The sequence below is a fragment of the Bacteroides faecalis genome, from assembly GCF_003865075.1.
GTDB lineage: Bacteria > Bacteroidota > Bacteroidia > Bacteroidales > Bacteroidaceae > Bacteroides > Bacteroides faecalis.
The window spans coordinates 272,173-285,045 of record NZ_BHWB01000005.1 but is presented as its reverse complement, the minus strand read 5'-3'; the positions used below and the strand labels follow the sequence as shown (position 1 = coordinate 285,045).

The 12,873-nt window shown below is 37.5% G+C and carries 11 protein-coding genes and 1 pseudogene; 7 read left to right on the top strand and 5 right to left on the bottom strand.

From position 1 onward, the window contains the following. Positions 1–4: 4 nt before the first annotated feature. Positions 5–2,422, top strand: coding sequence for a cytochrome c biogenesis protein CcsA (locus EJF25_RS11315; protein ID WP_125041225.1), 2,418 nt, complete (start codon positions 5–7; stop codon positions 2,420–2,422). Between the two features lie 383 nt (positions 2,423–2,805). On the opposite strand, the gene EJF25_RS11310 is transcribed toward EJF25_RS11315, so the two are convergent. Further along, entirely contained in the window at positions 2,806–4,041 is a 1,236-nt protein-coding gene (locus tag EJF25_RS11310) for a DUF4934 domain-containing protein (protein ID WP_125041224.1), read from the bottom strand. Positions 4,042–4,117: 76 nt separating this feature from the next. Continuing rightward, complete coding sequence (locus tag EJF25_RS11305; protein WP_125041223.1) at positions 4,118–5,287, bottom strand: acyltransferase; 1,170 nt, start codon at positions 5,285–5,287, stop codon at positions 4,118–4,120. Between the two features lie 314 nt (positions 5,288–5,601). Here EJF25_RS11305 and EJF25_RS11300 point away from each other — a divergent pair, with 314 nt between their 5' ends. The 3 genes and pseudogenes from EJF25_RS11300 (at position 5,602) to EJF25_RS11290 (ending at position 9,372) form a co-directional block, all read left to right on the top strand. Further along, on the top strand, positions 5,602–8,004 hold the full coding sequence (locus EJF25_RS11300; protein ID WP_125041222.1) for a tetratricopeptide repeat protein: 2,403 nt from the start codon (positions 5,602–5,604) through the stop codon (positions 8,002–8,004). Positions 8,005–8,242: 238 nt separating this feature from the next. Further along, a pseudogene (locus EJF25_RS11295) lies at positions 8,243–8,320 on the top strand (DUF4248 domain-containing protein); the annotation flags it as partial. Positions 8,321–9,087: 767 nt separating this feature from the next. Then, a complete protein-coding gene (locus EJF25_RS11290) occupies positions 9,088–9,372 on the top strand; it encodes a hypothetical protein (protein WP_235016781.1) in 285 nt (94 codons plus the stop codon). A gap of 107 nt (positions 9,373–9,479) precedes the next feature. Here EJF25_RS11290 and rbp read toward each other — a convergent pair whose 3' ends face one another. Together rbp and EJF25_RS11280 are read right to left on the bottom strand one after the other, a co-directional pair. Beyond that, positions 9,480–9,851, bottom strand: coding sequence for an RNA-binding regulator (gene rbp, locus EJF25_RS11285; protein WP_125041221.1), 372 nt, complete (start codon positions 9,849–9,851; stop codon positions 9,480–9,482). Between the two features lie 6 nt (positions 9,852–9,857). Beyond that, complete coding sequence (locus EJF25_RS11280; protein WP_125041220.1) at positions 9,858–10,310, bottom strand: cold-shock protein; 453 nt, start codon at positions 10,308–10,310, stop codon at positions 9,858–9,860. A 566-nt stretch (positions 10,311–10,876) separates the two neighbouring features. Between EJF25_RS11280 and EJF25_RS11275 the strand changes: the two genes are divergently transcribed. Next, entirely contained in the window at positions 10,877–11,443 is a 567-nt protein-coding gene (locus EJF25_RS11275) for a 5'-methylthioadenosine/S-adenosylhomocysteine nucleosidase family protein (RefSeq protein WP_125041219.1), read from the top strand. Here EJF25_RS11275 and EJF25_RS11270 read toward each other — a convergent pair. Beyond that, the gene (locus EJF25_RS11270; protein WP_125041218.1) at positions 11,413–11,772 is read right to left on the bottom strand and encodes a YbaN family protein; all 360 of its coding nucleotides are present in this window, start codon (positions 11,770–11,772) and stop codon (positions 11,413–11,415) included. The genes EJF25_RS11275 and EJF25_RS11270 overlap by 31 nt on opposite strands. A gap of 165 nt (positions 11,773–11,937) precedes the next feature. On the opposite strand from EJF25_RS11270, the gene EJF25_RS11265 reads away from it, so the two are divergent. Both EJF25_RS11265 and EJF25_RS11260 read left to right on the top strand, forming a co-directional pair. After that, a complete protein-coding gene (locus EJF25_RS11265; protein WP_125041217.1) occupies positions 11,938–12,297 on the top strand; it encodes a 6-pyruvoyl trahydropterin synthase family protein in 360 nt (119 codons plus the stop codon). Positions 12,298–12,323: 26 nt separating this feature from the next. Next, the gene (locus tag EJF25_RS11260; protein ID WP_125041216.1) at positions 12,324–12,869 is read left to right on the top strand and encodes a 7-carboxy-7-deazaguanine synthase QueE; all 546 of its coding nucleotides are present in this window, start codon (positions 12,324–12,326) and stop codon (positions 12,867–12,869) included. Positions 12,870–12,873: the final 4 nt, after the last annotated feature.

The following is a 12,873-nucleotide window of genomic DNA, read 5'->3' as shown; positions in this document are numbered from 1 at the left end:
ACTAATGAAACTGATTCGTTTGATAGCCTCACCTGTTCTGATGTATGTATTGGCGGCACTTTATGCAGTGATATTGGCAATCGCTACTTTTGTGGAGAACTCATACGGTCCTGCTGTAGCCAGGGAGTATTTTTATTATGCCCCTTGGTTTATCTTGTTACAATTGCTGCAGGCTATCAATTTGTTGAGTATGTTTCTTCAGGGAAGCTATTTCAAAAGAATCAATAAAGGTAGTTTGTTTTTTCATGGAGCTTTTATTTTTATGTGGTTGGGGGCAGCTGCCTCTCATTATGTGGGTGTAACAGGAATTGTGCATATCCGTGAGGGGGAAACGGTGAATTACATGATGAGAGATGATGGGGCAGGGACTGGAAATACCTCCCTGCCCTTTTCTGTTAAGCTCAATGATTTTAGGTTGGAACGTTATCCCGGGTCACACAGTCCGATGTCATACGAGAGTGATTTGGTAATAAAGCAGGAAAACGAACCTTCTTTCACTGCTACTGTGCGTATGAATAAGGTGATAGAAGTAAATGGTTACCGATTGTTTCAATCTTCGTTTGATCGGGATGAATTGGGAACGGTTTTGTCTGTGAGTTATGACCGTCCCGGTATGCAACTGACGTATACGGGTTACTTCTTATTATTTGTAGGTTTTGTGCTCACGTTGTTTAGTAAGAATTCTCGTTTTGGCCGTTTACGTAAAGAGTTGAGTGCGATGAAAAAGAATGTGCCATTTTGTTTGCTGCTTCTTTTAGGATTATCCGGTGGTATATTCGGTACGCAAACATTGCGGGCACAATCTCCAACTGTCTCTTCTTTACATGCGGAGAAATTTGGGCAGTTGGTGGTACTCAATCCGAATGGTCGTTTAGAACCGGTCAATAGTTATACGTCTGCTATTCTGCGTAAGCTTTACGGAGCGGAGAAAATGAATGGTCTTACTTCAGACCAGTTCTTTTTGAATCTATTATCTTTTCCCGAGGAGTGGGGGAAAGTCCCTTTTATTAAAGTAGATAATAAGGAGATTCTGAAACGTTTCGGAAGAGATGGAAAGTACATGGCATGGCAAGATGTATTTGACAAAAACGGGAACTATGTATTGGCTGATGAAGTGAATGCAATCTATTCAAAATCGGCAGCAGAGCGTAAACGCTTGGATTCGGACTTGTTGAAACTGGATGAATCGGTGAATATTATTTACCAGATTATGCAGCGTCAGTTATTACCTCTTTTTCCGGACGAAAATGATGTACGGGGTAAATGGTACTCAGCCGGTGACAGTTTGAATGTTTTTCAAGGAAAAGACTCTATGTTTGTTTCTAAAATTATGGATTGGTATCTCTATGAGTTGAATAATGGAGTACGTTCCAATGACTGGAAAGAAGCGGATAAGGTAGTGGATATGATTCAAATCTTCCAGCAAGCAAAAAGTAAAACTCCCGTTATCGATAATCAAAAAATAAAAGCGGAACTTCTTTATAATCAGTTGGACCTGTTTTTGGGGTGTCGTCTGGCTTATCTGATTTTAGGCGGGATACTACTGTTTATTGCGTGTGGAGAGATGATGACGGACTTTAAATGGGGTAGAAAATTAAATATTCCCTTGATTACTCTTCTAGTAATAGCTTTCTTGGCACATACAACCGGAGTACTGTTGCGTTGGTATATTTCCGGTCATGCACCTTGGGCGAATGCCTATGAATCGATGGTATGCACTTCATGGATGTTGGTTGGTTGCGGATTGCTGTTTGCTCGCCGTTTTCCTATTCTTCCTGCCTTGGCCGGATTATTGGGAGGAATCATGCTCTTCGTAGCCGGATTAAATCATTTGAATCCGGAAATAACTCCCCTGGTTCCAGTGCTTCAGTCGTATTGGCTGATGTCACACGTAGCTATTATCATGATTGGATATGTATTCTTTGCACTTTGTGCCTTAACAGGACTATTCAATCTGATCTTAATGAGTTTACTTTCAACTGCTAATCAGTTAAGACTTCGATTTCGTATTCGTGAACTGACATTGCTGAATGAAATGGCAATGATTCTCGGTCTGTTCTTTATGACCGCGGGGACATTTTTAGGAGCCATCTGGGCAAATGTCTCTTGGGGAAGATACTGGGGGTGGGACCCGAAAGAAACATGGGCGTTGATATCAATTGTGATTTATGCACTAGTTCTTCATCTACGTTTTGTACCACTACTGAAAGGTAAAACAGATTGGTGCTTCAATCTGCTTTCTGTGGTCTCTATACTTTCAGTCTTAATGACTTGGTTTGGAGTGAATTACTATTTAAGTGGCTTACACTCTTATGGTAAAACTGAAGGTAGTGGAGGAGGATTGTGGATTTGGGGAATAGGATTGTGTATTGTCCTTGCCTTGTCTATGTTGGCTCGCAAACGTTTCAGGCAAAACTCTTAATCATATATTAAACGTATGTTTTATTGATGCTTGCTACTTCTAATAATAATTAGGTCCTTAATAATCAAAGATTGACTGATAGGGAGTAACTCATTTTAGGGGTACTTTATTATAACATATCTTCCTTCTTTTTCTTGAAGTATTTTTTTGATAGCTGTGGATGGAGATTGAATACCATATTTTTCCGATAGTAATACGTCTCATGATGAGTACTGCTATCACTTCTCTCACTTCCTTGCGACGAAGGTTATAGTGTATTTAGGGCTTTTGGCTTAGAATATGCTATTTTTTCAGGTACCGTCTAATAGATATAACTTACAAGCATCTCATACATTCTCCAAATAATCGAAAATCCGGCAACGGTTTTATGTATATTCACCACACTATTCTCGTGGCACAGTAATCACCACCATTGGATTAGAATCTTCATTTAACTTTTTTAATGCAGATAGTTTCTTATTTTGGACCGCCTCCGGATGTTCTTCTAACCATATCAAGACTTCATTCGAACTTTTCATCATACCATATTCGCCCAGAGAATTATAAGTCTGGGGGCAGAAAGCCATGAATCCGTTTAGGTCGTCTATAAACCCGGCTTTTTCCGGATACATACGGGTGGTACCGGCTTTACGGTCATAAACGCCATTGTAGGTTTCCGGTTGGTCGCTATAGACTTCACGTACGGATTGGAAGAAAAGAGTCAGGTTTGTCTCAAATACCGTTGTCATTAGCAGACGGTTGTGATTGTCTTTAGAATCTGTACGCGCCTCTGCTCCCCAATGCCATTTTCCAGTAGAAAATGCAATGTCAGGAACTAGCCGATTTCTCTCCAGCGTATAAATCGTATCGATGAAAGCCTCTTTAAAACGAACTTTACTACCTTGTTTCCATAAGAAAGACAAATCGGTAATATTAGCCGAATAACTGTCATCTTTGAACTCTACTAGAACGAAGTTTGTCAATCCCTGTTTTCGCACAGAAAATCTTTTAACATCGCCAATGTGTTTCTCAGGAAGTACAGGCAATAGGCTGGAAAGCGTATCTTTCTGTTCGCCCCGAGTATTGAAGAATACTAACGAACGGCTACTGAACTCTTGTCCTATGCTATTGTAATGTCCTATCGCGAATGAATCTGTAAAAATGAAATCATTCGGTACAACCGGATGAGTGGGTATCATCATCTTTCCCTGGTATTTACCTTGCAAGTCATAACGCTGAAAGATATTCGGTTCGCGTTTGAAACATAACATCTTTTCCACATCATTATAGATAGGCTTGGCATCGGAATAGGCTTCAGGGCTATCACCGCCATACCCCACTTTGGAAATGAACTTACCGTTAGTTTTATTGAACAGAAAGCAATCTTTACGTGTATAGACAACGATGTGTTTGTCCAGCAACAACAGTTTCGGGTCATTGCCTATCAGACAAGAATCAGTAGTTTCCAAAGGGATATAACAAACATCATTGCCCAAGTCGGATATCTTCAGTTCTGTCTGGTTTTCCATAGCACTTGCTACATCCACAAGACATAAACCTTCAGTTGTAAAGTGCTGAGATTCTGTACAAGCAGCCATCAGACAGATGGTACAGACTGCATACATCCAAAACTTCTTCATAATTTGCGTGTTTTTCATTTAACTTAATGTGAATTCTAAGACTTGTTTAAGTCTTAGAATTCACATTATTATATGCTTATCCCATAATATAGTGTGCCTTCTTAGGCATTAACTTATACATAAGTGCTGTGAATGCCCAACTGCAAATGAAGATACATACAGCCATCAAAGGTACTTGCAGTGGAATAGGTATTGCAGAAGGACCTATCAGTAAGAAGAATGGACCTACTACAAAATAGTGTACCATATATATACCAAAGCCACATTTAGTCATATTGGCCAGTGCTTTTACTACAATTGGCGTATTGATTACTACTTTTTGTAATATGAGGAATACTGCCAGAGTCATTAATAGTACATTCGGGCTACAGAAAGTGAAGTAAAGTTCCATCTCCGTTTCGGTAGCATTCGGATTGGCAGCAGTTGTGCTAAAGCCCGTATAAGTGACATAATAACCGATGGCAAACATGATTGCGCAGATGAGAAATGTTTTTAGTACACTCCAATTGTTTCCTTGTTTTACATAATGTCCCAATAACAGATAGCCATTGAATCCGGCAAAATAATAGAACATACTGAATTCATTCCAAGTATCAGTTCCAAATACATAACCGTTCCGGTCGAAAAGGAAATTAGCTACATATTCACGTATATAAGGGATAAAAAGAGAGATAATCCAAATAAACAGGAATGTTTGTTTGGTTTTATTGCTTGCCTTTTCTATCCAACCGGAGAAGAAAGGCATATAAAGATACAATCCGATAAGCAGATAAATATACCACATGTGATTTTCCTTATGGCTGAAGTTGAATGGAATCATTGCCACGTCTTTCAGAGAATCCATAAGACTTTGTGATTCATGTCCTTGTGTGTAGCAAAAGAAATCTCCGATGATTTCTTTCGGCAATCCAAGAAGACCTGTAAACCAGGGGAACATACTATACAAGACTGACCAGAGGAGGAAAGGAAACAATACACGGTAAATACGTTTCTTGTAGAAATTTCCTAATGGTTGTTGCTTAATAGGAAGCAAGAGCAATCCGGTCATCATTACAAATAGTGGAACGGATGGACGGAGTAATGAGCCGTAAATAGCAGCCCAATGAGTATATTCCGGTATCACCCTCATTGTGGGAGAAATGTAAAAAGGATCGATGCAGTGTACACCGATTACCATCATCATGGCTATGCAACGGATAACGTCCAGCCAAACCAACCGATTTTCGGTAATAGCGTTTTGAGTCATTGTTTTATGTGTTTAAGTTTCCTGCAAAGGTAGGAAAGATGGAGTCTTGAAAAGGAAAATTTTCGTTCATTTAAAGATAAAAATAGACCAAAATACTTGTTTTTTCTTTGTTGATTAGCCATATCCATAAACTTCTGATTCTTCTTCCTTGATGATTTTTACTTTTATAAGTTGTCCTAATAGAAAAAACTTTGTATTTTTGGACATTGTCGTAAGTTATTGGGGATTAGTGTGAGATTTAACCTGTCCAGTCATGGTATGTTTCGACATTATCCTAATGCTATGGTGAATAACAAAGAAATAAAAGAATCCTTATGTCAGCTCCATTTATTGTTCGGGTATTTTTGGCTTCCAGTGAAGAACTAAAACAAGATCGTGAGGCGGTCACTCTATTAATTCAAAGATTGAATGATGTCTATGATGGAAAAATCATATTCAAATTAGAAATCTGGGAACATTTTGATAATGGGTATAATGGAATTCCATCACAGGATAGATATGACGAGAAAGTAAAAACAAGTCAATTGTTTATAGCATTATTTCATCGTAAGGCAGGTCGTTATACGATTGAAGAACTTTATGAAGCTCGAAAAACACAACAAAAACAAGGATTCCCTAACATTTATGTTTTTCAGAAAAGCTTAAATGAAGGGGAAGAGGAAGAAAGAAGACTTCGTAAATTGAAGGCTATTATAGGTAAAAGATATAACTATTATATTCCTCCCGCATATAATCATTCATCACAACTGTGCTTGGATGTTAATATGAGTGCACAGAGATTACTTAAAGCACTTCAGAATAAGGAAGGGAATAGACTATTGCCATATCTGGACGGTACAAGTGATATGGAGATAAGAGAGTCCAGTATCATGTTGGGCAATACTTGTATCGGAGATGTAGAACATCTGTCTTTTTCTGCCAACAATAGTGAGGTTATCAAACTCAAGAAAATCCAAAGTGAATGTCGTGAATCTCTGTCCAAAGTTAATAATGAGATTCTGGAATTGCAAAATAAGATAGAAGAGAAAGTTACGAGGCTCAGTAAATATGAAAGTATTGAGCATCCCGGATCTCCCAAAGATGATTTTAAAGAAGAGTGGGAAGATGCGAAAGATTATATAGAGATGCTAACCCTGAGGCTGACAGAGAAACAGCAAAAACAAAAACATTTATTGAATCAAATTAATCAGGCTCAGGAGGATTTGGAGCAACAGAATAAGTTGCTGTTGAATATTGTGTATCAACTGAACAAATTATCTGCGGAAACTTCAAGTCTGAGATTACAAAAAGTAGCTTTTCTTTTGGAACATGGGGATGATAAAGAGGTGGCTCGGATATTGAATGTAGATGATATAAATAAAGAGGGAGATCATCATCTTGATAAGTACAAGCAAGCGAAATTAGTATTGGAAGATGCCCGGAATTTATTGAAGAACAATGTGGAAGAGTTACTGCTATGCGCTAAAAGCCGTCTGATTGACCGTTCCAATCCAAATCGTTTCAGAGAAGCTTGTATAATAAGAGAACGTGCTATTCAAGTAGCAAAAGGATGTCTTTCAGGAGAAGAGAGTGCATATCTTATTTATAAGTATGCACGTTTTCTTGATAAGAACAATCGTTTTGAAAAAGCGTTGGATTTCTATAACGAAGCTATTGAGCTTTATTTGTCTTTACCGGAAAATAAATATTTGCAGACTTTTCATTTGGATTTTATCAATTTACTTCCTCCATCCCCAAACTTATCTCTTATTGCCAGAAGCTTTAATCTTGTGGGTAATTTATATAATCGATCAGGGCAATATCAAGATGCGGAAGCCAGTTATCAAAAAGCTCTTTTACTTTATACAGTGTTGTCCAATCATTATCCCGAAAGTGATTATGATCATTATATTTTTCTTGTTAAGAGTAATTTGAGTGTTCTATATTATCAAAATAATAAAAAAGAAGAAGGTGAAAAGCTGAATCAAGAAATAAGGGATAAATATGAAAGCTTGTGTGAAGACAAGCGAAAAAGATATAAGGCTGATATTGCAATGGCGTGGATGAATCTTGGGTGCTTTTATAAAAATGATACTCGTAAGCATCGCAGGGCACGTGTCTTTATTTATTATGCGTTAAGGGTTTATCGAGAACTTGAAGAGTTGAATGCCGGCAAATATACTTCCAATATTGCTCAATGTTTGTATAATCTGGGTGATTTATGTGCTGAAAATGGATGGACGGATAGTGAGTCTCTATTATTAGAATCTCTGGAAATCAGAAAAGGATTGGCAGATAGAAAACCGGAAATTTATTTGCCGGAATTGGCAAATACTTACTTGACACTTGGGAAATTATATTGGTATCAAGCAGAGAAAATAGCAGAAAAAATGGAAACAGTATCTCCACTGTCGGAGGATTCTATTAATGCTGCTAAAGAAAAATATAATGAGCGTATATCATCCGCTATTAAGATGTATGAATACACTCTGAGAAGTTATTTTGATATAGAAACAGAAATTTTGAGAGATTCTGATAAATGTTATACTGCTTACACAGCAAAGATCGCATATCTTTATTTTTATTTGGGTAAACTTTATATGGATATTAAACAAACACAAAAGGCCTTTGAAGCTTATAACCAATCATTGGAAAAATTCAATATGTTGGCAAATCAAAATATGGCTTATAAACATATGATACAAATTATCAAAGGTAATTTGCAAAATAAATCGTAGGTGATTGGGAATGATACATTCAAAATCTTTATAAAGAGATGGTAAATTCTTCATGGATGATATACATATATCATTCATGAAGTTTTTTGGGGTATCCGGGTTAATTGTATCAATTCTTTTTTCCTTTATTTATATTTTGAGATGTTCTTATCGAATTTCTTTCTTCCAGCAGCCCTTACAGCTGATAATGTTTTATAAATCCTGCGAATGTCAGTTATGTTCAGTTGTGATCTGCTGCTTAGGCTATCAGCTACAACGCCGATCTTATACACCGTTGGAAGTAAGGGTAATTGTAGATGCCTTGGGTGAACTGTAAGGCCATTGCTTTACGTAGGCTAAAGCATAGCTATAGATACCGTAAAGCTATGCTTTAACTCCTACAAAGCGGTGGGTGGTTTTATGGGTAAACAGGTACAGTAGGTACACTTTTACCTGACCTTCCTCACACACACACATACGTACGCGTAAGTTCCCTTGCCGTCTACATTGGTAATGGCCCTGTGCTTTATCAGATGCTCTAGCCTGTTGAGGGAGGTATTAAGTTTAACCTCCATATCCTCATCTTGTTCCAACACTTGTATGTTGATGATAAATTCGATATCCATCGTTTCGAGGGAGGCATTGCAGTGGGGATGGGTTTATTAATATTCATGGAGTTTTGCTGAATTTCTGTATGGGTATTGTTGCCTGACATGAGAAACATTCTGTTTTGAAGTGTTTTTGTATTTTCATTTTTCGCATTATAATGTACGCATATGCATGTGTGTGTGAATTGATGGGGGATATCTTCTGTACCTACTGTACCCATCAGACTATTCATAATTTTTTTCCAGTAGAGCTTACTAATCATTTTAGTTATCTCGATCAGGCAGAGTAAGGATTCAATATTGATCATTTTTTTGTATAAATATAATAATGAAATAAAATTAATCACTAATGTTGTAGAGTACGAATATTTTCGTCTTTCAAGAAACACTCTGTGAAGTTAGGGTAAACCAAAGAAATACAGTTCGGATATGTCCGGACTATTGTGAAAATATTTAGTGTTTAATCACATTATTTTAATAATTAAATTAGAAAGAAATGAAAAAAGAATTTCATCATTATGTCTTTGGGCTTTTTATTGAAGAATTGCTTAAGCTTGAGCACGTGAAAATCATAGAGATGTGCCACCAAATAAACATGGGTAAGGAGACTTACGGAAAGTTAAAAAAAGATGATAAATGCTTGAGCTTTTACGAGCGCATTTTAAGCTATTATTATGAACTTCTTACAGAAGAAGAGTTTATGGAGAAAAGGCGTGAATGGACATTACGCTATATCCGATATAGGAAGAAATATGACCATCTACATGATGATATCAAGTGACTATGAGAGCATAGTTAGGGCTGTAATAGTGAGTAAGTATCATAAAAAAGGATGCGTCAAAATTGGGCGCATCCTCTATTATGATAGCTTTTTATATAATCAGGGAATTAATATCTTCCACCGCCATAACCGCCTCCACGGTTTCCACCACCGTAACCACCACCGCGATTTTCACCGCCGTAGCCGCCACCACGATTACCACCACCGTAACCACCACGACCACCTGAAGGTCTTTCAGTTCTTGGACGTGCTACGCTTACTGCAATGTTTTTACCTTCAAATTCAGTCTCATTCAGTTCGTTAATAGCCTTTTGACCTTCTTCATCATTCGGCATATCAACAAAACCGAATCCGCGTGAACGCCCCGTTTCTCTGTCAGTGATGATGTTGGTTGCTATTACTTCGCCAAACTGTGAGAATAATTCCTGCAAGCTGTCAGATGTTGTACCCCAGCTTAAATTTGCAACATAAATGTTCATTTTTTACTATTTATTTACTTTGTTAATAATTGAGATGCGCACGGCGTTCATTCCCCGCGTACCACGTTCTATTTCAAATGTTACTATATCTCCTTCCGTAATGTCATCCGGAGCCGAAGTAATGTGGAAAAAATATTTCTCATCATTTTCTGCATCCTTCACAAAGCCATAACCTTTGGATTTATTGAAATGTTCTATTCGTCCGTTAAGAGGAAGCGGATCTTCCATTTCTTCCTGCTTGGAAACTGAGACTGCAATCTCACTGGCATCAATTTCCGTTCTGGGTTTTTCCTGTGGTGTAGAATGAAGTACTCCATTTTCATCCACATATGCAAGCATTTCTTCAAAGCTGCGGCTCCCATTATTCAGGCGTTCTTCTTTTCTTTTTTGTTTTTCTTCTTTCTTAGTTTGTTTTACTTTTTCTCGATCTCTTTTAGTTGATGTTTCTTTTTTTACCATATATAATTGTTTATGTAATTACTTTTTGCATTTTACCATTGATGTCATCATCAATCTTTCAATGCTAAATAATCAAAGTTCAAAATGGATATTCTCTAGACAAAATGGACTAATAATTGAGATCGATCTTGAAAATGAAAAAGTCCACTGCAGACAGTACGGAGTCAAACACAAACAAAGAAGAATCAGAATAAACCCAATTGCTTATCGAGCAAATATACGGATTATATTTCAAAATCCTATAATTACACGAAAGTTTTCGTGTTTTATTTAGAAAAGAACTGAAATCAAAGAATCTTTTGACTTGATAGTGGAGTTTTTATAGTTCTAATTCTCTCTTCCGAATGTTTTTGGGAGCAGGTATTGTTTGGTCGTTTTATGTCCGGTGAATATGTGGTATCTTTCTGGATTGATATACTATAGGCGGTTTGGAATATAGAGTATGCTGATATTTTTTTTACATACGGAAGATAGAGGAAAAAATCAATAAAATGATTACTTTTGTACATTCGATTTTCGATTGATAAGTTTATAAAAGAATAGAAATCTGTAAAATAAAAACGTTTATGTTGAAAATATTGGTAACCTATGCTGTTCAAGGCGAATTTGTAGAGATTAAATGGCCTGAAGTGGAACCTTATTATATTCGTACAGGTATTGGTAAAGTGAAGGCAGCTTTTCATTTGGCGGAAGCGATTCGGCAGGTGCAACCGAATTTAGTTTTGAATCTTGGTACGGCTGGAACCGTTAATCACCAAGTAGGAGATATCTTTGTTTGTCGTAAGTTTGTAGACCGTGATATGCAAAAGATGACAGATTTTGGATTGGAGTCGGAGATTGACTCGTCTGCTTTACTCAAAGAAAAAGGTTTTTGTCAACATTGGACGGAAGAAGGAGTTTGCAATACAGGAGATAGTTTCTTGACAGAGCTGACCCATGTCACTGGAGATGTCGTAGATATGGAAGCTTATGCGCAAGCATTCGTTTGCCGGGCGAAAGAAATACCTTTTATTTCGGTGAAATATGTGTCGGATATCATCGGACAAAATTCGGTGAAACATTGGGAGGATAAGCTGGCAGAAGCCCGTCAGGGACTTTCGCATTATTTCAACGTTTTGAAAGAAAGAATATGATAAGTGACTCCTGCTGCTATCAGTGCAAGGAGTATTTTTACCCATAAAAGTGGGATCAGGAAGAATATACAATAAGACATGGTTCCCCACATTAGAGTGAGAGAAATGATTTTGGCACGTAAAGGTATTGCTTTGTTTTCGCGGAAGTTACGAATGTATGGCCCGAAATGCCGGTGATTTAGTAACCAATTATATAACCGGGGTGACCCTTTGAAGTAAAGGGCAGCGGTGAGTAGTAAGAAAGGAGTAGTAGGCAATAGCGGCAAAAAGATGCCGAGAATGCCGAGTGCCAGAGAAATACTTCCTATAACAATACAGAGGGTTTTCATGTCGCAAAGATAATGCAAACTGGATGTAGAAGCAAATTTATTTGTGTGCTGAATTAGATGAAGAAAAAACACTCCTATTTGTCGAATAAACACTCTTTTTGTATTACCTTTGTCCTTGCATCGAGGTGACATTAGGTGCAGGAAACTTATTAAATACTTAAAACAATGTTTACAGTAATTAAACGCATGGAGATATCGGCTTCCCATAAGCTGGTACTTCCGTATCGCAGTAAATGCGCCAGTCTACACGGTCACAATTGGATTATCACTGTCTATTGCCGTTCTACACGGCTAAACTCAGAAGGAATGGTCGTAGATTTCACCCGTATCAAAGAGTTGGTAAAAGAAAAGTTGGACCATCAAAATCTGAATGAAGTACTTTCATTTAATCCGACAGCTGAAAATATAGCACGTTGGGTTTGCAAACAGATTCCACAATGTTATAAAGTAGAAGTTCAGGAGTCGGAAGGGAATATAATCATTTACGAAAAAGATTATCCGGAAGATGAAAAAGAATCCGAGTGAGAATAATTTAAAGATGCGAATGAACGATGAGAAAGATTAACGAAATCTTTTATAGTTTGCAAGGGGAAGGTTATCATACCGGAACCCCTGCTGTCTTTATCCGTTTCTCCGGATGTAACTTGAAATGTAGCTTTTGTGATACACAGCATGAAGAAGGAATCATGCTGACTGATGAGAAAATTATTGAAGAGGTAAGAAAATATCCCGCTACTATGGTGGTTCTGACAGGGGGAGAGCCTTCGTTATGGATCGATAATGGTTTTATTGACCGTTTGCATGAAGCGGGTAAATATGTTTGTATCGAAACAAATGGAACTTGTGTGTTGCCTGAATCGATTGATTGGGTAACTTGTTCGCCTAAGCATGGCTCTAAACTGGAGATTGCCCGGATGGATGAAGTGAAAGTTGTCTATGAAGGACAAGATATCAGCATGTATGAATCACTTTTTGCCGAACATTTTTACCTTCAGCCTTGTTCTTGTAATAATACTGCTGAAACAGTAGACTGCGTAATGCGACATCCCAAATGGAGACTTAGCTTGCAAACGCATAAACTTATCGACATCCGCTAAATAG